This is a genomic window from Parerythrobacter aurantius (genome assembly GCF_045291475.1).
In the GTDB taxonomy this organism is placed as follows: Bacteria; Pseudomonadota; Alphaproteobacteria; order Sphingomonadales; family Sphingomonadaceae; genus Parerythrobacter; species Parerythrobacter aurantius.
Genome location: NZ_CP147985.1, coordinates 443,509 through 466,386, shown reverse-complemented (window position 1 = coordinate 466,386; position 22,878 = coordinate 443,509). Strand labels below are relative to the sequence as shown.

At 64.5% G+C, this 22,878-nt stretch carries 20 protein-coding genes and 1 other RNA gene; 8 read left to right on the top strand and 13 right to left on the bottom strand.

The genetic code is table 11. The features are described from left to right. Window positions 1-25: 25 nt before the first annotated feature. From WAB17_RS02345 to WAB17_RS02335, 3 genes are all read right to left on the bottom strand, one after another. Window positions 26-2,131 (bottom strand): TonB-dependent receptor plug domain-containing protein, encoded by a 2,106-nt coding sequence (locus WAB17_RS02345; protein ID WP_435418435.1) that lies wholly within the window; start codon window positions 2,129-2,131, stop codon window positions 26-28. Window positions 2,132-2,303: 172 nt separating this feature from the next. Then, window positions 2,304-4,361, bottom strand: coding sequence for a TonB-dependent receptor plug domain-containing protein (locus WAB17_RS02340; RefSeq protein WP_435418434.1), 2,058 nt, complete (start codon window positions 4,359-4,361; stop codon window positions 2,304-2,306). Between the two features lie 171 nt (window positions 4,362-4,532). After that, the gene (locus tag WAB17_RS02335) at window positions 4,533-5,159 is read right to left on the bottom strand and encodes an ATP-dependent Clp protease proteolytic subunit (RefSeq protein ID WP_435418433.1); all 627 of its coding nucleotides are present in this window, start codon (window positions 5,157-5,159) and stop codon (window positions 4,533-4,535) included. Window positions 5,160-5,319: 160 nt separating this feature from the next. On the opposite strand from WAB17_RS02335, the gene WAB17_RS02330 reads away from it, so the two are divergent. Beyond that, complete coding sequence (locus WAB17_RS02330) at window positions 5,320-6,024, top strand: ATP-dependent Clp protease proteolytic subunit (protein WP_435418432.1); 705 nt, start codon at window positions 5,320-5,322, stop codon at window positions 6,022-6,024. Between the two features lie 179 nt (window positions 6,025-6,203). Next, window positions 6,204-7,478, top strand: coding sequence for an ATP-dependent Clp protease ATP-binding subunit ClpX (gene clpX / locus WAB17_RS02325; RefSeq protein WP_435418431.1), 1,275 nt, complete (start codon window positions 6,204-6,206; stop codon window positions 7,476-7,478). Between the two features lie 15 nt (window positions 7,479-7,493). Here clpX and WAB17_RS02320 read toward each other — a convergent pair whose 3' ends face one another. Next, entirely contained in the window at window positions 7,494-9,029 is a 1,536-nt protein-coding gene (locus WAB17_RS02320) for a tetratricopeptide repeat-containing sulfotransferase family protein (protein ID WP_435418430.1), read from the bottom strand. 153 nt (window positions 9,030-9,182) lie between these two features. Here WAB17_RS02320 and WAB17_RS02315 point away from each other — a divergent pair, with 153 nt between their 5' ends. Further along, entirely contained in the window at window positions 9,183-11,654 is a 2,472-nt protein-coding gene (locus WAB17_RS02315; RefSeq protein WP_435418429.1) for a TonB-dependent receptor, read from the top strand. 120 nt (window positions 11,655-11,774) lie between these two features. On the opposite strand, the gene WAB17_RS02310 is transcribed toward WAB17_RS02315, so the two are convergent. The 7 genes from WAB17_RS02310 to WAB17_RS02280 all read right to left on the bottom strand — a co-directional run bounded on the left by WAB17_RS02310 (window position 11,775) and on the right by WAB17_RS02280 (window position 17,390). Further along, entirely contained in the window at window positions 11,775-12,332 is a 558-nt protein-coding gene (locus tag WAB17_RS02310; RefSeq protein ID WP_435418428.1) for a fasciclin domain-containing protein, read from the bottom strand. Window positions 12,333-12,443: 111 nt separating this feature from the next. Further along, window positions 12,444-13,145 (bottom strand): anti-sigma factor, encoded by a 702-nt coding sequence (locus WAB17_RS02305; RefSeq protein ID WP_435418427.1) that lies wholly within the window; start codon window positions 13,143-13,145, stop codon window positions 12,444-12,446. Beyond that, window positions 13,138-13,668, bottom strand: coding sequence for a sigma-70 family RNA polymerase sigma factor (locus WAB17_RS02300; protein WP_435419317.1), 531 nt, complete (start codon window positions 13,666-13,668; stop codon window positions 13,138-13,140). Before WAB17_RS02300 ends, WAB17_RS02305 begins: the two co-directional genes overlap by 8 nt. Window positions 13,669-13,703: 35 nt before the next feature. Continuing rightward, window positions 13,704-14,660, bottom strand: coding sequence for a cation diffusion facilitator family transporter (locus WAB17_RS02295; protein WP_435419316.1), 957 nt, complete (start codon window positions 14,658-14,660; stop codon window positions 13,704-13,706). Between the two features lie 4 nt (window positions 14,661-14,664). After that, window positions 14,665-15,345 (bottom strand): monofunctional biosynthetic peptidoglycan transglycosylase, encoded by a 681-nt coding sequence (mtgA, locus tag WAB17_RS02290; protein ID WP_435418426.1) that lies wholly within the window; start codon window positions 15,343-15,345, stop codon window positions 14,665-14,667. A gap of 73 nt (window positions 15,346-15,418) precedes the next feature. Beyond that, the gene (gene rpoH, locus WAB17_RS02285) at window positions 15,419-16,324 is read right to left on the bottom strand and encodes an RNA polymerase sigma factor RpoH (RefSeq protein ID WP_435418425.1); all 906 of its coding nucleotides are present in this window, start codon (window positions 16,322-16,324) and stop codon (window positions 15,419-15,421) included. Between the two features lie 112 nt (window positions 16,325-16,436). Next, complete coding sequence (locus WAB17_RS02280) at window positions 16,437-17,390, bottom strand: RluA family pseudouridine synthase (RefSeq protein ID WP_435418424.1); 954 nt, start codon at window positions 17,388-17,390, stop codon at window positions 16,437-16,439. A gap of 16 nt (window positions 17,391-17,406) precedes the next feature. On the opposite strand from WAB17_RS02280, the gene WAB17_RS02275 reads away from it, so the two are divergent. From WAB17_RS02275 to WAB17_RS02255, 5 genes are all read left to right on the top strand, one after another. Beyond that, window positions 17,407-17,802: a Mov34/MPN/PAD-1 family protein gene (locus tag WAB17_RS02275; protein ID WP_435418423.1), complete on the top strand. Its 396-nt coding sequence runs from the start codon at window positions 17,407-17,409 to the stop codon at window positions 17,800-17,802. A gap of 129 nt (window positions 17,803-17,931) precedes the next feature. Beyond that, window positions 17,932-18,573, top strand: coding sequence for a histidine phosphotransferase family protein (locus tag WAB17_RS02270; RefSeq protein ID WP_435418422.1), 642 nt, complete (start codon window positions 17,932-17,934; stop codon window positions 18,571-18,573). Then, complete coding sequence (locus WAB17_RS02265) at window positions 18,573-19,277, top strand: N-acetylmuramoyl-L-alanine amidase (RefSeq protein ID WP_435418421.1); 705 nt, start codon at window positions 18,573-18,575, stop codon at window positions 19,275-19,277. The genes WAB17_RS02270 and WAB17_RS02265 overlap by 1 nt, the downstream gene beginning before the upstream one ends. A gap of 38 nt (window positions 19,278-19,315) precedes the next feature. Beyond that, an RNA gene (gene rnpB, locus WAB17_RS02260) (RNase P RNA component class A) lies at window positions 19,316-19,725 on the top strand. 44 nt (window positions 19,726-19,769) lie between these two features. Beyond that, window positions 19,770-20,549, top strand: a complete 780-nt coding sequence (locus WAB17_RS02255) for a hypothetical protein (protein WP_435418420.1) — start codon at window positions 19,770-19,772, stop codon at window positions 20,547-20,549. Here WAB17_RS02255 and WAB17_RS02250 read toward each other — a convergent pair. Continuing rightward, window positions 20,546-21,856: a UDP-glucose dehydrogenase family protein gene (locus WAB17_RS02250; protein ID WP_435418419.1), complete on the bottom strand. Its 1,311-nt coding sequence runs from the start codon at window positions 21,854-21,856 to the stop codon at window positions 20,546-20,548. The two genes, WAB17_RS02255 and WAB17_RS02250, sit on opposite strands and share 4 nt — an antisense overlap. Next, window positions 21,853-22,656, bottom strand: coding sequence for a metallophosphoesterase family protein (locus WAB17_RS02245; protein ID WP_435418418.1), 804 nt, complete (start codon window positions 22,654-22,656; stop codon window positions 21,853-21,855). The genes WAB17_RS02250 and WAB17_RS02245 overlap by 4 nt, the downstream gene beginning before the upstream one ends. Between the last annotated feature and the right edge of the window lie 222 nt (window positions 22,657-22,878).

Here is a 22,878-nt window from a genome sequence, read left to right as displayed (position 1 = left end):
ACCGGCAGCGACCGATGCAAGCGGTTTAGAAGCTGCCGCTCACCGTGAAGCGGAAGATCGGGCCGATCCGGCGGTTGCGGACTTCCGAAAACAGCACCCCGCCGCCGGGCCGGTCGCCGTCGAACACGGTCCTCTCGAACTTGTTGCGCGCGCCCAGGACGTTGCCGACCAGCGCCTGGACTGTGAGGCCGAAGACGTCCTTGTTCTCGATGAACAGGTTCATGAAGGTCGGCCCTTCCCAATCGCGCCCGATCTCGCGGCGACGAGAATAGGGAACGTTGTCGGCCGTGAAGAGGCCGGCGCCCCAGGCCCAGTCGCTCCGTGGCACGTCATGCCGGAAGTCGACCTCGAGCAGGCTGTCGAGGTCGAACGAGAAGGGGCGCGTCTCGCCGGTGAAGGGGTCGGTCACCTCCATCCATCGCTTGAGCGCCTTCATCTCAAGCCTCGCCCCGGGCAGGCCGACAGGCTCGCCTTTCAGCGTGGCGTTGAGTTCGACGTGCAGGCGCTGCGCATCGCCGATATTGCCGCGCGCCTCGCCTCCGCTGGCCAGCGGGAAGAAGTCGACGAAATCCTCGAACCATGCTTGCCGCACGATCAGCTTGGCCGATCCCCACGCGCCCAGGCCCTTGTTCACCTCCGCCTCGATATTCCAGCTCTGGTCGGGCTGGAGGCGGTTGTTGCCGCCATTCTCGTTCTCGTTCTGGAGCGAAACGGACGCGAGAAAATCCCCGAACGAGAGCTGGCCGACGCGCCGCCGAAGTTCGAGCGTGACGTCGAAATCGGCGCGCGGTTTCCACGAGAGCGAGAGCGAACCCTTGGGCCGCTGGAAGGTGCGCGAGTTGGCGGCGGAGCCGGTCTGCTCGATCCTGGAGTATTCGGCGCCGCCGGTGATCTGCAGCGCCAGCTTGGGCGTGAGCTGGCGGCTGAAACTGAGAATACCTTCGTAGCGGTCCTCGGTGACGCCCCCGGTGCCGGCAGGGAAGGGCAGCTCCACGAAGTCGCCGGCCGGGTCCAGTTCGAACAGGCGGGACGCGCGGTCGAGCCGGTTGAAGGCCGCTTCGCCGGATAGCTGCCAGTCGGCCGACCACATCTTCCAGCCGTATTCGAACCGCCCGATGCGTTCGCCGATGCCAGTCAGCGACTTGAAGCGGAAGCCCGTGTCGCCGCGCCCGTCGCTGAAGCTGTCGACCAGCGTGACGGTATCGTCATTGCGGCTGTAGCGTTCGAGCCCGATGAGCTTGAGCGTGCCCGGCCCGGCCGGAAACGCGATATCGCCGCCGATTTCGTAGGACGGCTTGGTGCCGTTCGTCAGCAGGTCGCGGCTCCGCACCAGCCCGGCAGAAGACGTGCCTGTTTCCGGCTCCTTGATCTCGTAGAATTCATGGGCGTAGCTGAGGTTGAGATTGGCCAGCGTGCCGCCGCCGAAATCATAGCTGAAATTGGTCGCCAGCTTGGGGTTGTCGAACCGACCCGAAAACTTGCTGAACTGTTCCTCGATCAGCACCCCTGCAGCGTCGGTGACAATGGTCGGCCCGTCAGCCCCGAAGCGGTCATTGGGATTGGAAAGCGACACGGTGTAGCCCAGCGCCCCCTCGCGGCCGGTGATGGACACCTCGCCGCCGAAAAGCTGGGCCTCGGTGTTGTAGGGACGAAAGCCCCCGCGCCACCGGAACTGGCCGGAGGTGCGCGTGCTGCGATAGACGACGTTGGCGACCTGTCCGCTCAGCCCGGGGATATCGAGGGCGGTTCCGTCGAGGATCTCGATCCGCAGCACGTCGCCTGCGGGGATGCGCTGCAACTGGTCGAACAGGCTGTCCGACTTGCTGGAAAACCGCTTGCCGTTGACCAGCACGTTCTGGTTCGCCTGCCCCAGGCCGCGCTGGCCCTGGTTGCCGTCATTGATGGCAAAGCCCGGGATGCGCACGACCATGTCGAGCGCGGTCCGCGGAGTGAACTGCGCGAAATAGGCCGGTTCGTACACCTGGCCCTGTCCGTCGGTGACCAGCGACCCTTCGGGCAGGGAGGAGGCGCTGTCGGCGGCAGGGGCGGCCACGTCTTCTGCCATGGCCGGGAAGGGCAGGGTGGCCAGTACCAGCGCTAGGGCGACGGATCGGGTTGCCAGGGGTCGCACGCTATCGGGTCCTCTCTCCTCGGGGGGTTCGATGCGTTTCGCGGGATTATGTCGATTACAACAGTAATCATCGACGGAGAGTCGAACACGCGAGACGAGCGACATGGTCTCCGGCGAATACGGTACGGACGCCCGATACTGCCGGACGAACGACATTAGTCGCTGAATGCGCTCAGAAATTGCCGCTGACGTCAAAGCGGAGGATGGGACCGATGCGCCGGTCGCGATCCTCGGTGAAACGGACCGGGGCGACATCGCGATACCCGTTCCACACCGTCCGTTCGAACCGGTCGCGGCCTCCGAGCAGATTGCCCACCGTCACCTTGCCTGTCAGGCCGAGCAGGTCCTTGTGTTCGAGGAACAGGCTGAGGAAGGCCGGGCCATCTTGGGTGCGGCCGATCTCCCCTGTTCGGTAATAGGGGCGCTTGCGCTCGTAGCGCAACCGGCTGCCCCAGGCGATGTCGGAACCCGGCACATCGTGGCGGAGCTCGATTTCGGTTTCCCGGTCGGACCCTTCGGAAATGCTGCGCCCTTCACCGGTCAGCGGATCGCGGAGCGAGGTATCCTCCAGCGCGATTTCCGCATTGAGCTGGGCGCCTCTCCATCCCAGCGAATCGAGCTTGAGAGTGGTGTTCCAGACCAGCGTGCTGAAGGTCGCGCGATCGATATTGCCGCGTGCCTCTGACGCGGTGCCGATGGGAATGATGTCGATGTAGTCCTCGACCCACTCGCGGGCGAGGATCATGCTGGTCGATCCCCACCGGCCGAGCGTCTTGCTCAGTTCTAGCCGCGTTTCCCAGCTCTGCTGCGGGACCAGCTGGTTGTTGCCGCCATTGGCATTGTCGTTGTCGAGAAACACGCTGGCGAGGAAATCGCCGAACGAGAGCTGGCCGACCTTGCGTTCCGCAGTTGCCGTGACATCTAAACCGGCGCCGTTGCTCCATGCCAGCGAAACCGAACCCTTGGGCCGGGCGAAGCTGCGATCGTTGGCAGCGCTGCCGGTCTGCCGCAGGGTCGACAACTCGTAGGCACCGGTCACTTGCAGGCCCAGCCGCGGCCCCAAGGGGCGGCTGAGGCTGGCGGAAAACTCGTATCGGTCTTCGGTCACACCGCCGGTGCCCTGCGGGAAATCCACCGGCACGAAGCTGCCATCGGCGCCGAGCATTCCCAGCCCCGATACCCGGCCGAGACGGTTGAAGGCAGCCTCGCCGGCAATCTGCCATTCGCCGCCCCACAGGGAAAAGTCGTATTCGGCCCGGCCGATCCGCTCGCCGATGCCGTCGAGCCGGGTGAAGCGCGATCCGCGCGATGCCAGGGCGGGGTCGTCGAATTCGTCCACCAGCGTCTGGCTGAAATCCTCGCGGTCGAACCGTTCAAGCCCGATCAGCTTGAGCTTGCCGCCGGCCAGCGGGAAGGCGATGTCGCCGCCAACCTCGTATTCGTAGCCGGTCTCGCGCGTGCGGATCGCGCGTTGCAGCGGGTCGAGCGCCGGCCCGGTGATCGTCCGGTCATCCTTGCGCCGGAAATAGGCCCGGTTGTAGGACAGGTTGAGCGTTGCGGTGACGCCGCCGCCGAAATCGTAACCGAGGTTGGCAGACAGCGTCGGCTTGTCGAACGCGAAAACGGCGACGATGTCTTCGCGCTGGAAGACAGCGCCGGCCGCGTCGCGCAGTACGCCCGGCCCTTCCGATCCGCCGCGATCGTTGTTGTTGCGCAGCGCCAGCGTGTAGTTCAGCGCGCCGCTGCGCCCTGCCAGCGATATCTCGCCGCCGTACCATTCGGGATCGACCGAGGTCGCACGAATGCGTGATTTCCAAGCGAAGGAACCTGAGACACCGTCGAGATCGACCGTCACGTTGGCGACCGGGCCGCTGAGGCCGGGCAGCCCCAGCGAGGTGCCTTCCACGATCTCGATCCGCAGCACCTTTGCCGCCGGTATCCGTTTCAGCTGGTCGCGGACGCCTTCGCTCTTGCTCGACAGCCTTGCGCCATTGACCAGCACGTTCTGGCTTGCCTGGCCGAGCCCGCGGCCGCCGTCGTCGCTGTCGCCGGTGATCTGGAAGCCGGGAACTTGTTCCAGCATGTCGAGCGCGGTGCGCGGCGCAAACCGTTCGAAATAGCCGGGCTCGTACACCTGCCCTCTTGCCGATCCGGTGGTGGTGTCCCCCGCTGCGGCGGCGGATGGCAGCGCGTCCTCCGCAGACGCGGCAAAGGGGACGGCAAAGGCCATCGCCGCCGCGACTGCGGAAAGGATTCGGACCGGTCCAGGCAAGGTAATCGTGCGCCCCTCGATTGAAGGCGCCGCCTTAAGCGAGCAGTCCGGGCTGCAAACCCCTGTTCGACAGATCGTTGCCTCGACCGGACGGGCGGCTTGTGTCGCCCTCCGGAGCGGCGGGTTCGGTCAGAACTTCACTTCGCTCGAATGCTTGATGACGTTGCCGAGGATGCCGTATTCCTTGGCCTCGTCCGTGCTCATCCAGTAGTCGCGGTCGATATCCTTGAGGACCTTGTCGAAGGTCTGCCCCGTCGCGTCTGCGATCTTGTGCGCGATGCGTTCGCGCATCTTGACGATTTCCTTGGCCTGGATGGCAATATCCGACGCCTTGCCGCCTGCACCGCCCGAAGGCTGGTGGATCAGGAAGCGGGTGTTGGGCAGGCAGAACCGGCGTTCGTGCGGGACGCTCAGGAAGATATGCGTCGCGATGCTCGCCACCCAGCCGGTCCCGATAATGGCAACCGGCGAGCTGATGTAGCCGATGAGGTCGTGGATGGTGTCGCCCGATTCGACATGGCCGCCGGGCGAATTGACGATCAGCTTGATCGGATCGTTCGACAGGTGGTCGAGGTAGAGCAGCTGCATGGATACGCGCTCTGCCAGTTTCTGGTCGACCCCGCCGAACAGCATGACTGTCCGCGCCTCGAGGAACTTGTTCATCATCGCGGCGCGCATACCCTTGTCGCTGCCGCCTTCCTCCTCCTCTTCGTCGGCGCGGATGGGATCGAGCGAGGAGAACGGAAGTGAGGACATGTCAGGGACCTTTTGTTGATCTGGCAGCGGCGTTACCGCTAGGTGCATCGCATCGCAACGTTGCATCGCTTCGAAACTGGGCAACGATATTGCGTGATTCAAGCCTTGAACCCTGCCGCGCCAGCACAGATATAGCCGCAACACGAAAAAGGGACCCTTCATGATCGATCTCCGCGAACAGCTTGGCGACATTTACGGCACGCAGGGCCAGTTTGCGCGCGATCCGATGACCGGGGCGCTGGTGCCCGTGGTGGTCGAACAGACCAGCCGCGGCGAACGCAGCTTCGACATCTTCAGCCGCCTGCTGCGTGAACGCATCGTTTTCGTGACCGGCCCGGTGGAAGACGGCATGGCCTCGCTCATCACCGCCCAATTGCTCTTCCTCGAAAGCGAAAACCCCTCGAAGCCGATCAGCATGTACATCAATTCGCCCGGCGGCGTGGTGACGGCGGGCATGGCGATCCACGACACCATGCAGTACATCAAGCCGCGGGTTTCGACCGTGTGCATGGGACAGGCCGCCAGCATGGGCAGCTTCCTGCTCGCGGCGGGTGAACCGGGCATGCGGATTGCGTTGCCGAACGCCCGCATCATGGTTCACCAGCCTTCCGGTGGGGCCCGCGGCATGGCATCGGACATCGAGATCCAGGCGCGCGAGATCCTGCGCATCCGCCAGCGGATGAACGATCTCTATGTCAAGTATACCGGCCGCAGCCTCGACGAGATCGAAAAAGCGATGGATCGCGACACCTTCCTCGAGGCCGAGGAAGCGATGAAGTTCGGTATTGTCGACAAGGTCTTCGAGAGCCGTCCGGACAGCGAGACATCGGGCGACGACAGCGGCACGGGCGGCGCGCCCGAGTGAGGCCGGCCCGGGCGCGTGCCCCGCAGCGGGACGCCGGCCGGAAATAAGTGGGAAACCCTGCCCTTTCAGCCACGGGCAAGGTGTTTCCTTTATATGGCAGTGGTTGCAAATCGGCCCGGGGGCGATAGTCTCGCCCGAATCCGCCTGTGTGGCGGGGCAAGGGTTCGAAAGCCTGAGGTATGACGAAATTGAGCGGAACCGATAGCAAGTCGACACTCTACTGCAGCTTTTGCGGTAAGTCGCAGCACGAGGTGAGGAAGCTCATCGCCGGGCCGACGGTGTTCATCTGCGATGAATGCGTCGAACTGTGCAACGACATCATCCGCGAGGAAACCAAGGCCGGGCTTTCGGGCCGCAAGGAAGGCGATGTCCCGACCCCGTCGGAAATCTGCACCACCCTCAACGATTACGTGATCGGCCAGGACCGCGCCAAGCGCGTCCTCTCGGTCGCGGTGCACAACCACTACAAGCGGTTGAAGCACAGCGGCAAGGGCGGCGATGTCGAGCTGGCGAAGTCGAACATTCTGCTGGTCGGGCCGACCGGTTCGGGCAAGACGCTGCTGGCGCAGACGCTGGCGCGCACCTTCGACGTGCCTTTCACTATGGCCGACGCGACCACGCTGACCGAGGCCGGTTACGTGGGCGAGGATGTCGAGAACATCATTCTCAAGCTGCTGCAGGCCTCCGATTACAATGTTGACAAGGCGCAGCACGGGATCGTCTACATCGACGAGATCGACAAGATCACGCGCAAGGCGGAAAACCCCTCGATCACCCGCGACGTGTCGGGCGAAGGCGTGCAGCAGGCGCTGCTCAAGCTGATGGAAGGCACCACCGCTTCCGTCCCCCCGCAGGGCGGCCGCAAGCACCCGCAACAGGAATTCCTGCAGGTCGATACGACCAACATCCTGTTCATCTGCGGCGGTGCCTTTGCCGGGCTCGACAAGATTATCGGCGACCGCCTGCAGAAGCGCAGCATCGGCTTCGGCGCGCATGTCGCAGATCCCGACAAGCGCAAGGTGGGCGAACTGCTCGAGAAGAGCGAGCCGGAAGACCTGCTCAAGTTCGGCCTGATCCCCGAATTCGTCGGCCGCCTGCCGGTGATCGCCACCCTCAACGATCTCGATGTCGAGGCGCTGGTCACGATCCTGCAGGAACCCAAGAACGCGCTGGTCAAACAGTATCGCAAGCTGTTCGAGCTGGAGAACGTGGAGCTGACCTTCACCGACGAGGCATTGAAGGCGATCGCCGAACGCGCCATCCTGCGCAAGACCGGCGCGCGCGGCCTGCGCTCAATCGTCGAGGGCATCCTGCTCGACACCATGTTCGACCTGCCCGATCTCGACAATGTGAGCGAGGTCGTGATCGATGCCGATGTGGTGGCCGGTAAGAAGGAACCGATCCGGGTCGTCGCCAATGACGATGTAAAGCGCAAGAAGGACGAGGCAGCGTAAAAGCTGCCTCGCCCCTTACGGCGCGATACCGTATCGGGCGAGTTCCCTGATCGCCCGTGCGCTGCCTTCGCCATATCTGCGCCACTTCTCGACGCTGCTGCTGTAGATGGGTGAGCGAACCTGCACCGCGCTGGCAGTCGCGACCGGCTGGGCGTTGCGGTGAAATTCCATGCAGGCATCGTCCCACGGCAGGCCGCAGAATTCTAGCAATCGTTCGGTCTGGCCGCGCTGGTCGGCGATGACATCCTCGTAACGCACGGCGAGGAAGCGCGCCGGGGGCAGGGCCGCCTCGAAGGCCTGGGCCATTCGCTCGAACCCGGCGACGAAATGCGCCGTGTCGCCGAAGTCGTAGGCATAGCTGTAATAGCTGAACCCGGTGGCAAAGAGCTGGCGATAATTGGCGAACAGCACGTCGAAGGGCGACCGGCGCAAGCAGATTACCCGCGCCCCCGGCAGTGTCTGCAGTATGGCCGGCACGAAGAAGGCGTTGAACGGCATCTTGTCGATGAAATGCGGGGCGTCAGCCGCGAGCTGGCTGACTCGTTCGAGATAGGCTCGCCCGACCGGCGCGAGATCGAGATCGCCCGCCGCCGCCTGCAACAATGCCGGTTCCAGCACCAGCGGACCCGGTGTCTTGAGCTCGCGCTTGAGCAGGATGGCGAAATCCGACAGCTCTCCCAGCGATGTCACCTGCGGGTGCGAGGAAATGATCCGCTCGACCAGCGTGGTCCCGCTGCGCGGCATGCCGGTGATGAAGATCGGGCGCTCGTCGCCTTCGGGCGTCTCGGCGAAATTGCAGGCTGCAGCGGCGGCGATGGCTTCGTCGACCAGTGCTCGGGCAAAGGATCGGTCGTGCGCCACTTCGCGCGCCTTGTCGGCCTTGGCCCGGTCCAGCCATGCGAGCGACGCGTCCCATTCCTCGCGCGCTTCTGCCAACCGGGCGAGGGCATGACCGAGCACCAGCCGGGTTTCGGTATCGTGCGATTTCCCGAACAGCGTCTCGACCTGCCCGGCCCACGAGGCATCGGGCTGCCTGGACAAGGCCACTAGCGCGGCCCACGCCTTCGCATGATCCGGCTGCATTGCGACCAGGGTCCGCAACTCGCGCTCGGCCCCGGCAAGATCGCCCGCGAATTCCAGCGCAACGCCGTAGTTGTAGCGATAATCGGGGTTGTCCGGCACCCCCGCCACGGCCTGCGCGAACGGACCGACCGCCTCGGCATAGCGACCCGTGCGCGACAGGGCGACGCCGAGCTGGTTGGCAATATGCGGATCGTCCGTTCCCATCCGGCAGGCCGCCAGCGCCCGCTCTCTCGCCCTTGCCTGGTCCTGCTTCAGCAGCGCTACCCGTGCTTCCAGCACCGCCAGCCAGCAGCCTTCCCACCCCGCCTGCGTAACCATGGCGCAGAGCTTCTCCGCCCCGGGGGCATTGCCATGCTCTACGGCGATGGCCGCCATGACCAGCACCGCTTCGACACAGCCGGGATCGGCTCTTATCGCTTGCTGCGCTGCAACATGAGCCGCTTCGAAGTGGCCCGCAAACAGTTGCATTCTTGCACGGGTCAGCGGGGAATCTGAAATGGAAACGGCGGTTTTCCCGGTCATACAATTGACAAATTGCGCAGTGCGCGGCTCATTCGCCTTATGTTGCCATGCAACATGGGGCTGATGATCGTAACCCCCAATCGATGAGGAATCCAGAAAATGACCACCGCAAGCACCCGCCACACGCTGCGCGCCGCGCTGCTCGGCAGCACGATGATCGCGGCCGCCCTGGCCACGCCGGCCATGGCGCAGGATGGCGATGCCGCTGCCGCGACAGAGGCCAATGCCGACAACGTCATCGTGGTGACGGCGACCCGGCGCGAGGAATCGGTGCAGGACGTGCCGTTCAACATCTCGGCGGTGAGCGGAGACGATCTCGCCGAAGCGGGCGCCTTCAACCTGCGCGAGGCCTCGCGCCTGGTACCGGGCGTGTTCTTCGTCGATAACGGCGCACGCAACAATTCGCTGGTCGTGTTCCGCGGTCTCAGCGCCGACCCGCTCGGTTCCAACGACGGCGGCGGCAACGGCGGCACTGTGGGGACCTATCTCGGCGAAGTCCCGCTGCTGGTCGACTTGCGGTTGAAGGATGTGCAGCGCGTCGAATTCCTGATCGGCCCGCAGGGCACGCTCTACGGTTCGGGCACGCTGGGCGGCGCCATCCGCTACATTCCCAACAAGGCCGATCTCGACGAATTCAGCGCCAGCGTGCGTGCCGACCTCTACACCATCAAGGAAAGCGACGGCATCAGCCACGATACCGGCGTCACGCTGAACCTGCCGATCCTGCCCGGTGTCCTCGCCTTCCGCGGGTCCGTCGACTATCTCGATGACAAGGGCTTCATCGACTATCCCTATGCCGTTCGCACGGTCGGCGTGTCGAACCCCGACGACTTCGGCGATCCGGACAATTTCAACCCGCTGGAAGACGTCAACGACGAACAGACGCTGACGGCGCGTGCCGCCCTGAGGGCGCAACCGACGGACTGGCTCGACGTCGAACTGGCCTATACCCTGCAGGACCAGGAAACCGGCGGCCGCCAGCTTTCCAACCGCGGCATCGACACCCTGCCGGTGGATCTCGGCAAGTATGAATCCGCAATGCGCGTGCCGGAACCGAACGATCGCAAGACCCAGCTCTTCTCGATCGAAGCCACCGCAGATCTCGGCTTCGCGCAGCTGACCAGCGCCACTGGCTGGGCGACCGAGGACGAGACCGGGCAGCGCGACCAGACCGACCTCCTCATCAGCCTCGAATACAGCTACGAGGCGTTCCCCAATTTCACTTCCTTCACGCTTGAAGACAGCGACGTGCGCGCCTTCACGCAGGAGTTGCGGCTGGTTTCGAGCCACGGCGGCCCGCTGAGCTGGATCGTTGGCGGTTTCTACCAGAACTTCCGCTTCGACGGTTTCAGCAAGGAATTCACCCCCGGATTCGACCAGTTCGCGGTGGACGAATTCGGCGGCGTCCAGCTACGGCCCGACAGCCTGGAGTATTTCTCGGTCGACGAACAGAAGCTCGAGGAGCTCGGCTTTTACGGCGAATTGACCTTCGACATTACCGATCGCTGGTCGGTCACCGGAGGCGTGCGCTATTACGACTACGACTTCCGCGCCCGGTCGGCAGTGGACATCCCGTTGTTCCGCACCGTTTTCGACGGCGACGCGCCGGATTCGATCGTGCTCGACTTCCAGGAAGTGGGGCAGAAGGACGACGGCTTCCTGTTCAAGGTCAACACATCGTACGACATCACCGACGATGTGCTGGTCTATGCCACCTATTCCGAAGGCTTCCGCACCGGTAGCGCGAACGGCGTGGCGCTGTGTCCGAACCCGTTGCCGAACACGCAGATCGTCTGCGCGTTGCCCAACGAGTTCCAGTATTTCCCGGATACCACCAACAACTACGAACTGGGCTTCAAGAGCCAGTTCGCCGACAACACCGTGACTCTCAACGGTGCGGTCTATTACATCAAGTGGAACGGCCCGCAGGTCGCCTCCGCCACGGTGAACGGCAGCCAGCCGATCACCATCAACGGGGCTGCTGCGGAATCGAAGGGCTTCGAACTGGCGCTCAACTGGCGGCCGGTACCCGGTCTGGAGATCGGGGGCAGCTATGCCTATACCGATCCGCAGTTCACCGAGGATGCGATCGACCTCATTGCCTATTTCGTCCCGCCGGGCTTCAGCGCGCCGGACGACGGCAATGGCAACGAAGACCGGCTCGATGGCCTCGCCGGGGACCGCCTGCCGGGTTCGCCCAAGAGCAAGCTCTCGCTCAATGCCAGCTACGAAACGCCGCTCAACGACAGCGTTGACCTGCGTTTCGGCTGGGGGATGACGGCACAGTCGAACGTGCTGCGGACTGCCGGCAACCGTGGCAACGGCTATGTGATTCCGGGCTTCGCGATCCACAATTTCTCGATCGCGGCAAAGACCGATGCCTGGACCGCGACCTTCTATGTCGACAATGCGTTCAACAAATTCGCCGTCGGCGGCGTCCGCGGGAACCCGGATTCGAACCAGATCGTCTCCGACATCAATGGCGATCCGGTCTATGCTCGTACCTTCGGCGAATTCGTGCTGGCGCCCCGGACCGTCGGCATCCGGTTGACCTACGACTTCGGCGGCTGATCCGTCCGATAGCAATCATACAGGAAAGCCCCGCCTGGCCATTGCCGGGCGGGGCTTCGCTTTTGCGGCGTCCGCTTGGGTAGAGGGGGGACGTCGGACGCCGCCGGGGAACAAGGGCTGTCAGGCCGGCAGGAACACCCCGTCGGTGACATGGATGACGCCGTTCGAAGTCTTGACGTCGGCCTGCGATACCGCAGTGGCGCGGCCGGCGGCATCGGTGATGACGATGGTGTCGCCCGACAGGCGCGCGGTCAGCTTGCCCCCGGCCAGAGTTTCGATCGTCGCGGTGCCGCCGTGCTTCTTGATGAGCGCCAGCAGGTCGGCCGAACCAACCTTGCCCGACACCACATGGTAGGTGAGGATATTGGTCAGCGTGCCCTTGTTCTCGGGCTTCACCAGCGTGGCCACGGTTCCGTTGGGCAGCTTGGCGAAGGCCGCATCGGTCGGCGCGAATACGGTGAAGGGGCCACCGTTGGCGAGCGTGTCGACCAGCCCCGCAGCCTGTACTGCGGCCACCAGCGTCGTATGGACGCCGGTGCCTTGCGCGGTCTGGACGATGTTGGCGGCGGCCATCGCCTTGTGATCATGGGCGATTGCCGGCTGGGTAGCGATGGCGACACCGCCGCCGAGCACGGCGAGGGCAGAGGCGGCGGCGAGGGACTTCTTGATGATCGACATGGGAATTCTCTCCTGTTGTGCCAACGGCCCCGTCCTGCCTGGCACGCGCAGTTACGCAGCCCGCCGCGCGGCGGATGCGTCGGGCTGAAAGTTTTTCCGGAATTGCCGGCGTTACAGAGCGGTAAAGCTGCCCTGCGCCACCACGGGCCCGGCCTTGCCGCCCTCGGGCGCGCCGCCGAGCGGTTCGCGCGTCAGGACCAGCTTGCCGCCGTCCGCCAGTTGCGCTGCGAGCGCGTCGTCGAGCCGGGCCTTGCGGATCGTGCCCGGCTCCACCACGCCGAGCGACAGGGGCGCGCCTTCGCCCGGCACCAGCCACAGCTCGTGATCGTGTACCCCGTCGGCGGTGAGGCCGGCGGCGGCGACGACCAGTTCCCTGCTCTGCCCGAGATAGGTCACCTCCAGGCGGACGCCGCTGTCGCCGACCGGGATCGAGGCTGCCAGCGGGGGCAGGGGGTCCGGCTGGACCGGCGCGGACGCCCGGAAAGGCAGCGCGAGCAGGGCGGCCAGCATGGCGGCGGCAGCGCCCGACATGATCGCCGTCGCCCATTTCCACCGGCGCAGTTGCCCGGCCAGCTCCGCCCGGTTGTCGTTCGCGGGGCGTGGGCCGAGCCGGCGTTCGATGGACTGCCAGAGATGCGCGTGCGCCTGCTTTTCGCCGATCTCGTCGAGGAGGGGGGCGAGCTGGGCCTGCCAGCCGGCGACCGCACTGGCGAAAGCGGGGTCGCGCCCTTCGAGGTCGCGCGCGCGGGCCAGCTCCTCGCCGTCCAACAGTCCCAGTGCGTATTCCGCGGCAAGAAAATCCGTGTCAGTCATGGTCGTCATGCTCGAGGCAGGCTTTGAGTTTGGCAAGGCCGCGGCGGATGCGGCTCTTGACGGTTCCCAACGGTTCGCCGGCAGCGTCCGCTAATTCCGCATAGGTCCGGCCTTCGAAAAAGGCGGTGCGGATCGAAGTGCGCGTCGGTTCCTCCAGCCTGCCCAGGCAATGGTGGATCCGCGCGCTGCGCTCGGCATCCTCCAGCAAGACATCGGCGGGGGGCGCTTCGTCAGCGACATTGAGCGCCTCATCGACCGGAACCGCCCCGCGCTGCACCTTGCCCGAGCGCAGCCGGTCCACCGCGCGGTTGCGCGCGAAAGTGGCAAGCCAGCTGATCGGGCTGGCGCGCGCCGGATCGAAACGGTCGGCCCGGCGCCAAAGGCTCAGGTACACGTCCTGCAATGCGTCCTCGGCTTCCCTGCGGTCCCCCAAGATACGCAGGCAGATGCCGAAAAGCTTCGCCTGGGTGGCATCGTAAATTTCGCGCAGGGCGTCGCGGTCGCCAGCGGCGAGGCGGACCATGGCGGCCTTCAGGGCCTCGCGTCGCAGGTCGGGCGTCAACAGCCGCCCCCGCAGCCCGGTTCGCGTTCGATCTGGACGGTCATGTGATTTATGCCGAAGCGGTGCTCGAGCTCGTGCGCGAGATGCGTCAGGAAGCCGTCTCCGCCGCTTCCGCCCGGCATGACAAGGTGCGCCGTCAGCGCGGTTTCCGTGGTCGACATCGGCCAGATGTGCAGGTCGTGAATCATCGCCACGCCGTCCTGCCCGGCAAGGAACGCCGCTACATCCTTCTCGCAAATCCCTTCCGGCACGGCATTGAGCCCGAGCTTCACGCTGTCGCGAGCCAATCGCCACGTGCCCCAGGCGATCACGACCACGATCGCCAGGCTGGCAACGGGATCGATCCACAGCGCTCCGGTCCAGAGGATCGCGATGCCGGCAACCACCACGCCCAGCGAAACCAGCGCATCGGCAGCCATGTGCAGGAACGCCCCGCGAATGTTGAGATCGCGTTGTCCGCGCAGGAACAGCAGGGCCGTGGCGGTGTTGATGACTACGCCGATCCCCGCCACCACGATCATCGTCCAGCCTTCGACCGGTGCCGGCGCCATCAGCCGCTGGATCGCCTCGTACAGGATGATGCCGACTGCCAGGAACAGCAGGGCGGCGTTGGCGATGGCGGCGAGGATCGTTGAGCTCTTGAAACCGTAGGTGAAACGCCCGCCGGCCGGCCTTTTCGCCGCCACACTGGCGCCCCAGGCCAGCAACAGGCTCAGCACGTCGGAGAGATTGTGCCCGGCATCGGCCACCAGCGCCATCGAGCCCGACAGGAAGCCATAGGTCGCCTCGACAGCCACGAACCCCGCGTTGAGAAGGATGCCAGCGGCGAAAGCGGGCCCGAAATCCTTCGGCGCGTGTCCATGACCATGACCATGACCGTGCCCATGCCCGTGCCCGTGTGAATGAGCATGACCGTGACGGTGCTCATGGGTGTGGGAATGCCCGGCGGTCATGGAATTATCGGTAGACACAGCCATCCAGCCCGTCGCGGCGGACGACGCCGATCCGCGCAGCGATGGTGTTGCCGTAGCGGCGGGTAAAGCCCGAAGGATTGCTGACCGCGCGCCGCTTGGGCAGGGGCAGGGCTGCGGCCATGCGGGCAGCCTCGGTCGGGGTCAGCGAAGCGGCCGATTTCCTGAAATAGCGCTGCGCCCCGGCCTCGACCCCATAGGTCGCGATCCCGGTCTCGGCGACATTGAGATAGACTTCCATGATCCGGCGCTTGCCCCAGATTGTCTCGATCAGGAAGGTGAACCAGGCTTCGAAACCCTTGCGGATATAACCGCCGCCCTGCCACAGGAAGACGTTCTTGGCGGTTTGCTGGCTGATGGTGGATCCGCCCCTGATCCGCCCGCCTTCCATGTTGCGCATCGCAGCATTGGCGATGGCGGCGGCATCGAAGCCGCGGTGCTCGCAGAATTTGCCGTCCTCGGCCGCAATCGCAGCGCGCACCATGTTGCGGTCGATGTTGGAGAGCGGCTCCCAGTCGCGGCTGAGGCCGTTCTCCCAGACCTTGTCGTCCAGCAGCATCGTGGCCGTCACGGTCACCGGCACGAACCGCAGGAGAATGACGAGAATGAGACTGAGCAGGACGAACCCTACGGCAATCCGAGCCAGCCATGTGCCGATGCCGAGCATTCCGCCTGCCTAGGTTGCTCCCCATCGCAATGCAATGGGGAGCGGGTTCCAGGGTGTGGGATCAGCCTTTCGTTCAGGCGAGGCCGGGCAGCAGCCGCTCTCCGGCAATGCGCTGCATCGCCTTCTGCAGCTTCTCGAAAGCACGCACTTCGATCTGGCGGATGCGTTCGCGGCTGACATTGTATTCCTGGCTCAGCTCCTCGAGCGTCTGCGGATTGTCCGTCAGGCGCCGTTCGGTGAGGATGTGCTGTTCGCGTTCGTTGAGCGAGCCCATAGCCTCGAGCAGCATGTCGTGCCGAACCTGCGCCTCTTCGGCATCGGCCACGGTTTCGTCCTGCAGCGGGCGGTCGTCGGTCAGCCAGTCCTGCCATTCGCCGCTGCCTTCCTCGCCGCCGCGCATCGGCACGTTGAGCGAGCCGTCGCCGCCCATCATCATGCGGCGGTTCATGTTGACGACCTCCTGCTCCGGCACGCCCAGATCGGTCGCGATCTTGGTCACGTCGTCGGGGTGCAGGTCGGTGTCCTCGTAAGCGTCGAGGTTCTTCTTCATCCGGCGCAGGTTGAAGAACAGCTTCTTCTGCGCCGCGGTGGTGCCCATCTTTACGAGCGACCAGCTGCGCAGGATGTATTCCTGGATCGAGGCCTTGATCCACCACATCGCGTAGGTCGCGAGGCGGAAGCCGCGATCGGGCTCGAACTTCTTCACGCCCTGCATCAGGCCGACATTGCCTTCGGAAATGAGGTCCGAAACGGGCAGGCCGTAGCCGCGATAGCCCATGGCGATCTTGGCCACGAGCCGCAGGTGCGAGGTAACGAGCTGCGCGGCAGCTTCGGGGTCCTCGTGCTCTTCGTACCGCTTGGCGAGCATGTATTCCTGCTCGGCGGTGAGAATCGGGTATTTCTTGATTTCCGAGAGATAGCGGTTGAGGCTCTGCTCGCCGCCAAGCGCCGGGACGCTCAATGCTTTGGTGTTGCTCACTCTTTCCCTAACCTTTCTGCGTCAACCCGATTGCCCGGACCCCTGTTGGGCATCCGCGCGGCTGGGCCACACGGTTACATATAGTGGATTGCGCCAATTTTTGCACCGACATTCATCGATAAATACGTTCGGTTTGGTCGATGAGTTCCTGCATGTCGGCGGGTAAATCGGCGGTAAATTGCACCCTTTCGCCCGTCACGGGATGGAGGAAACCCAGCTCGGCGGCATGAAGCGCCTGGCGGACGAATCCGAGCTCCTTGAGCAGGGGGCGCAAGCTTTTCGGATCGCTGCCATATACCGGGTCGCCCAATAGGGGATGACCGATGGACTGGCAGTGAACACGGACCTGGTGGGTGCGCCCGGTTTCCAGCCGGCATTCGATCAATGCGCAATCCGCCATCGTCTGCAGGGTCCTGTAATGGGTTATGGCGTGCTTGCCACGCGAGGAATCCTTGGGGAGGATTGCCATTTTCTTGCGGTCGCGGTCGCTGCGGCCGAGCCGCGCGTCGATCGTCCCCTCGCGCGGGACAGGATGGCCCGCGCAAACCGCCAGATAGCGGCGGTGGATGGTGTGCGCCGCGAATTGTTCCGCCAGCCCTTCGTGCGCGGCATCCGACTTGGCGACCACCAGCAGGCCCGACGTATCCTTGTCGATGCGGTGGACGATGCCTGGGCGGGCGACACCGTTGATGCCGGAGAGCTGCCCCTGGCAATGGAACAACAGCGCGTTGACCAGCGTGCCGTCGGGATTGCCGGCAGCAGGATGGACCACCATCCCGGCCGGCTTGTCGACGACGATCAGGTGCTCGTCCTCGAACACCACGTCGAGCGGGATGTCCTGCGGCTCGGCAGCGAGCGGTTCTGGCGGGGGCAGGCGAATCTCGAAATTCGCGCCCGCCTGCATTTTGGCCGAAGGATTGGTGGCGACTGTCCTGCCCACCGTCACCGCGCCCTCGGCCATCAACGCCTTGACTCGCTCGCGAGAAAGCCCGGTGGCTTCGGCGAGCGCTTTGTCGAGGCGGCCCGATGTAGCGAGTGTTCCGGTGATGACTTCGGTGTCGCTCATGCTAGGGCCATGGGCCATGACACTCGAAGTCTCAAGCGCGGTTCTTGCCGGGATGACAGAGCTCGCCGCCGGGGCCCACCCGCGCGAATGCTGCGGTATCCTGCTGGGCGAGGGCGGGCGGATCAGCGCAATCCTTGCGGCGGCCAACGTCCACCCGCAGGCCGAGACGCATTTCGAGATCGATCCGCAGGCACTGGTCGATGCCTACCGCACGGCACGGCACGGCGGGCCCGGAGTTATCGGTTATTTCCACTCGCACCCCAACCGCCTTGCCCGGCCATCCCGGACCGACCGCGCACAGGCAACGCATGACGGCAGTGTATGGGCGATCGTCGCCGGCGACGAGGTCACCTTCTGGCGCGATGTGGCAGAAGGCTTCATCCCGCTTTCCTACCGCGTGTCGGACAGCTAGAGCCCTGCCATGGTCCGCTTTTCCGCATTCTCTATCCCATGCTTCCCGGCAGGTGGCTGGCAGGGCGGATTTTTTTGCCCCAGGACAGTGTAACATGTGTAACACCCCGCCAGGAAACAAAGCTGCGATATGAACGATACCGACGCCGTAACTCTCGCCAGCCAGCTATGTTCGCGGCTCTGCCATGACCTGCTTTCACCGGTCGGTGCGCTCAGCAACGGGCTGGAGCTGCTGGCCGACGAACAGGATCCGGAAATGCGCCAACGGTGCATGGAACTGCTCGAACAGAGCGCACGGACCAGCGCCAACAAGCTCAAGTTCTTCCGTCTCGCCTATGGCGCCGCCGGCGGCTTCGACGACCGTATCGACATGACCGACCCCAAGGCCGTAATAGAGGCGCTGGCGGCCGACGCCCGCCGTGTCGAACTGAACTGGGCGCTGGCGGTGGACAGCCTGCCCAAGCCGGCGGTCAAGGTGCTCCTGAACTTCGCGCAGATGGGTCTCGATGCGCTCGTCCGCGGCGGAACGCTGGATATCGGCGCGGAACGGCGCGACGGGGCGAGCGAGATCGTGGTCCGCGCCACCGGGCCGAAAGTCGCGTTCGACGACAGCATCGGCAAGGCGCTGGAAGGCAGCCTCCCGGCAGAAGGATTGAGCGGCCGGACCGCCCCTGCCCATATGCTCTACCTGCTGGCAGACAGCTGCGAGGGCGAGTTGCAGTATCACCAGAGCGAGGAAGCGCTGGTGCTGGGGGCGGTGCTGCCCGGCTGATGGGCGAGCTGGTGCATCGCGAGCGGCTGTCGCCGAACTGCAACGACCGCAAGTTGCCGATCACCATGGTCGTGCTCCACTACACCGAAATGAAGCCGGTCGAGACCGCGCTCGACCGCTTGTGTGATCCGGAGGCGGGGGTCAGCGCGCATTACGTGATCAGCGAAGAAGGCGAAGTCACGCTGCTGGTGCCGGAAGACAGGCGTGCCTGGCACGCCGGCGTGTCCTATTGGCGCGGCATTCGCGACGTCAATTCGGCCAGTATCGGGATCGAGCTCGACCATCCGGGGCACGGCCTCGGCTATCGCCCCTTTGCCGAAGCGCAGATCGACGCGCTGATCCCGCTGCTCCATTCCATCATGCAGCGCTACGATATCCCGCGCGCGAATGTGGTCGGCCATTCCGACGTCGCCCCTCAGCGCAAGGCCGATCCGGGCGAGCTGTTTCCGTGGGAACGGCTGGCCGAATACCACCTCTGCCTGCCGCGTCCGCAGAAGCTGGAACAGGGCGACCCGTTCGACAACGATGCCGCGTTCTACCTCGCGCTCGAACGGTTCGGCTACGACATTACCGACGGGCACAAGGTGGTTGAGGCCTTCCAGCGACGCTGGCGTCCCGAGATTATCGACGGCGAGGTTTGCGGGCAGGTGCGCGCGATCCTGTTCCAGCTTCTGCTCGACCGCGACCGCGGGCTGTCGCGCTGACTTTCCTACCCGTCAAATCCGCCCTATAGGCCGTGCCGCCAGGGGGCCGGGCAGCCGCGTGTCGAAAGGCGCGAGGAAAGTCCGGGCTCCACGAAGCAAGGGTGGCGGGTAACGCCCGCCGTGGCAGGGATTTCGGTCCCTGGCACAGGGAAAGTGCCACAGAGAGTAGACCGCCGATGGCCCCGCAAAGGCACAGGCAAGGGTGAAAGGGTGCGGCAAGAGCGCACCGGGGGGCTGGTGACAGTCCCCGCATGGCAAACCCCACCCGGAGCAAGGCCAAATAGGGGCCTCGTGCCGAAAGGCAGGAACGCTTCGTTCCGAGAGGTCCGGGTTGGCTGCTAGAGCGCGACGAGCAATCGTCCGCCCAGATGAATGGCTGCCCCTGCGGCGCCGGTCGGAAACGAAACCGGTCGCAGGACAGAACCCGGCTTATAGGCCCCCTGGCAAATCGCCCATCCGGGAACCGAGCTCCGGCCAAAGGGTTCGCCGGACATGACAGCCCAATACCCGCGTCCTGCCACGCAGCGCATCGCCATCATCCTTGCCGTCGTGTGGCAGATCGGCTCGAGCTTCCTGCCGCAGCTCGGTTTGGGGGAGCCGATCGGCGACCGGTCCGACAGCGTGCGCACGCTTATCACGCCGTCGGGCTGGGCCTTCGCCATCTGGGGGCCGCTGTTCTTCGGTTCCGCAGTGTTTGCCGTCTGGCAGGCCTTGCCGAAGCAGGCGGAGAACGACCTGGTCGCCCGGATCGGCTGGTGGGCGGCCCTGGCTCTCGCCGCGCAGGGCGCCTGGGCAACCTACACGCAGTTTGCCAATCTGACCGCGCTGAGCGCGGTCATCATCCTCGTCTCGCTCGTCGGACTGCTCGCCATTCTGCGGATCATGGTGGGCTTCCAGCGCGACTTTACTTTGCCCGAGCGGCTCATCGTGGCGCTCACCTTCAGCGCGCTGGCCGCATGGCTTACGGCAGCGAGCATCGTCAACATCACCGCTTCGCTAGTTTTTCACGGTATCGGCGACGGCCAGGATGCCGTGCTGACCGCAGGCCTGGTTGTCGTTGTTGGATTGATCGCCGCAGCCGCAGTTGCCCGCAGCCGGGGCAACCCCTGGTACGCCTTGGTGTTCTGCTGGGCGCTACTGGCGATCTATTTCCGCGGGGGGCAGGAAGCGCAGGCCATTGCCATTGCCTGCATTGTGGCCGCCGGCCTGGTGGTGGCCGCCACGATTGCCGGACTGCGTGATACGGCCAACCGCCGTCGCTGGTTCGGCTAGGCCCGCCCGACGCTGACGTAGGTGAAACCCTTCGACCGGACATCGTCCGGCTGGTAGATATTGCGCAAATCGACCAGCACCGGAGCCTTGGCGAGCTCCTTGACGCGGTTCAGATCGAGGGCGCGGAAGGCATCCCATTCAGTCACGATGGCTACGGCGTCGGCCCCCGCGATGGCGGCGTAGGGGTCTTCCACCATGCTCACTTCGGGCATCAGCGGCTTGGCTAGCTCCATCCCCTCGGGGTCATAAGCAGCGACCTCGACACCCGCATCGGTGAGTGTCTGGGCCACAGCGATGGCAGGCGAATCGCGCATGTCGTCGGTGTTGGGTTTGAAGGTAAGGCCGAGGAGCGCGACCTTCTTGCCGCGTGCTGGCTCCAGCCCGCCCAAGGCGTCGAGCACCTTGCGGCCCATGGCACGTTTCCGGCTTTCGTTCACCTTGACGACGGCTTCGACGATCCGGACCGGACTATCGTAATCCTCGGCAGTCTTCAGTAGCGCCAGCGTGTCCTTGGGAAAGCAGCTTCCTCCATAGCCGGGCCCTGCATGGAGGAACTTCGAACCGATGCGCCCGTCCATGCCGATGCCGCGGCTGACGTCCTGCACATTGGCTCCGACCTTCTCGCAAAGATCTGCCATCTCGTTGATGAAGGTGATCTTCGTCGCCAGGAAAGCGTTGGCGGCATATTTTATCAGCTCGCTCGACCGGCGGCTGGTGAACAGGATCGGCGACTGGTTGAGGAACAGCGGGCGATAGACCTCGCTCATCACCTCGCGGCCGAAGTCGTCCTCGGCGCCGATCACGATCCTGTCGGGCCGTTTGAAATCGCCGATGGCTGCGCCTTCGCGCAGGAATTCGGGGTTCGAAACTACTGCGAAGCGATGGGTGGTGCCGCTTTCGCGAATGATCCGCTCGACTTCATCGCCGGTACCAACCGGGACGGTGGATTTAGTGACGATCACTGCGTCGTTGGCGAGATTTTCCCCGACTTCGCGCGCTACTTCGTGGACGAAAGTGAGATCGGCGTGGCCGTCGCCGCGACGGCTGGGGGTGCCGACGGCGATGAAGATGGCGCTCGCGCCGGCAATGCCCAGGGCAAGGTCGGTCGTGAAGCTGAGACGGCCAGCCTTCACGTTGCTGGCGACAAGTGCATCGAGACCGGGCTCGTAGATCGGCATGATCCCGTCGTGCAGCCGATTGATCTTCGACTGGTCCTTGTCGATACACACTACCTCATGGCCGAAATCGGCAAAACAGGCGCCAGAAACGAGTCCGACGTACCCGGAACCGACCATCGCGATTTTCATGCCAACCTGTCCTTTTTCTCGACGACAATCGTCCTGTTTGCCTCGACTGCTTGTATCAGTCGTCTCGAAGTCCCTTCTAGAACAAGGGCCGTCAGCCTTCCGGTGCGGAAGGCCCCGGTGTCAATACCAAGTCGATTAGTTTTTACGTCGACATTCTCGAAGATTGTATGACCATGCACTACGAATAGCGGATGGACTCCATCGTATTCGATGAACTGCTCCCTGATCCACAACAGGTCGTCGCGCGATTGGCCATCAAGGGAAACACCGGGCTGGATTCCCGCATGTACGAAGAGATAGTCCCCGGCTACGATCGTTTCCTCGAAACCGGCGAGGAATTCCCTGTCTGCCTGCGGCACATACTGGTGGATGATGCCTTGCAGCTCCTCGACCGAGGCTTCGTTGTAGAGCTCGACAGGGACGCCGTAGCTCAGGATCGTCTCGCGGCCGCCATGGCGAATGAAATGCTTGAGCACGCGGACCTGTTCGAAGGACTTGAGGAACATTTCCTCGTGGTTGCCGGCCAGGATCGCCACTTGCCGACGCTCCTGCCATGCGCGAGCCCGCGCTATGACGCCTGCGCTGTCAGGCCCCCGGTCCACCAGGTCTCCGAGCAGCACGATCCGCACATCCAGCCCGTCCGCCCCGGCGGCATCCTCGTCGACCGCTGCAACGAGCGCGGCGAAGAGGTCGTCGCGGCCATGGATATCGCCGATGATGTAATAGCGCGTGCCGTCCGGGACCGCCGGTAACGGCGCCGAAGGCTTGGCCTTGAACAGTTTTGTCAGCGACTTCATCATCGGGGATTGTCGGCAGTTCTTTCTGCAGTGCGGGGCGCGACATAGGGATTTGGCGACATTGCCGCAACGCACAAGAGGCTGCGGCGCCAGCCCCGGTGATGCGTATCGGCAACGGGTTGCGCCGCGATTGGCACTTTGTGACAATTTTGTTGTGCAGTGCAGCAGGAATGTGCATTCTTATGCCTCGTCGAGGCGAGATTGCGTTAGTTAAATTGCAACCGC

What these genes read in the sequence shown, in the direction of transcription:
- WAB17_RS02250 (WP_435418419.1), bottom strand. Translation starts at nt 21,856, where the DNA reads ATGAAAATCGCGATGGTCGGTTCCGGGTACGTCGGACTCGTTTCTGGC.
- WAB17_RS02320 (WP_435418430.1), bottom strand. Translation starts at nt 9,029, where the DNA reads ATGCAACTGTTTGCGGGCCACTTCGAAGCGGCTCATGTTGCAGCGCAG.
- WAB17_RS02275 (WP_435418423.1), top strand. Translation starts at nt 17,407, where the DNA reads ATGACACTCGAAGTCTCAAGCGCGGTTCTTGCCGGGATGACAGAGCTC.
- mtgA (WP_435418426.1), bottom strand. Translation starts at nt 15,345, where the DNA reads ATGCTCGGCATCGGCACATGGCTGGCTCGGATTGCCGTAGGGTTCGTC.
- WAB17_RS02270 (WP_435418422.1), top strand. Translation starts at nt 17,932, where the DNA reads ATGAACGATACCGACGCCGTAACTCTCGCCAGCCAGCTATGTTCGCGG.
- WAB17_RS02280 (WP_435418424.1), bottom strand. Translation starts at nt 17,390, where the DNA reads ATGAGCGACACCGAAGTCATCACCGGAACACTCGCTACATCGGGCCGC.
- WAB17_RS02295 (WP_435419316.1), bottom strand. Translation starts at nt 14,660, where the DNA reads ATGACCGCCGGGCATTCCCACACCCATGAGCACCGTCACGGTCATGCT.
- WAB17_RS02265 (WP_435418421.1), top strand. Translation starts at nt 18,573, where the DNA reads ATGGGCGAGCTGGTGCATCGCGAGCGGCTGTCGCCGAACTGCAACGAC.
- WAB17_RS02305 (WP_435418427.1), bottom strand. Translation starts at nt 13,145, where the DNA reads ATGACTGACACGGATTTTCTTGCCGCGGAATACGCACTGGGACTGTTG.
- WAB17_RS02315 (WP_435418429.1), top strand. Translation starts at nt 9,183, where the DNA reads ATGACCACCGCAAGCACCCGCCACACGCTGCGCGCCGCGCTGCTCGGC.
- clpX (WP_435418431.1), top strand. Translation starts at nt 6,204, where the DNA reads ATGACGAAATTGAGCGGAACCGATAGCAAGTCGACACTCTACTGCAGC.
- WAB17_RS02245 (WP_435418418.1), bottom strand. Translation starts at nt 22,656, where the DNA reads ATGATGAAGTCGCTGACAAAACTGTTCAAGGCCAAGCCTTCGGCGCCG.
- WAB17_RS02300 (WP_435419317.1), bottom strand. Translation starts at nt 13,668, where the DNA reads ATGGTCCGCCTCGCCGCTGGCGACCGCGACGCCCTGCGCGAAATTTAC.
- WAB17_RS02310 (WP_435418428.1), bottom strand. Translation starts at nt 12,332, where the DNA reads ATGTCGATCATCAAGAAGTCCCTCGCCGCCGCCTCTGCCCTCGCCGTG.
- WAB17_RS02340 (WP_435418434.1), bottom strand. Translation starts at nt 4,361, where the DNA reads ATGGCCTTTGCCGTCCCCTTTGCCGCGTCTGCGGAGGACGCGCTGCCA.
- WAB17_RS02335 (WP_435418433.1), bottom strand. Translation starts at nt 5,159, where the DNA reads ATGTCCTCACTTCCGTTCTCCTCGCTCGATCCCATCCGCGCCGACGAA.
- WAB17_RS02330 (WP_435418432.1), top strand. Translation starts at nt 5,320, where the DNA reads ATGATCGATCTCCGCGAACAGCTTGGCGACATTTACGGCACGCAGGGC.
- WAB17_RS02255 (WP_435418420.1), top strand. Translation starts at nt 19,770, where the DNA reads ATGACAGCCCAATACCCGCGTCCTGCCACGCAGCGCATCGCCATCATC.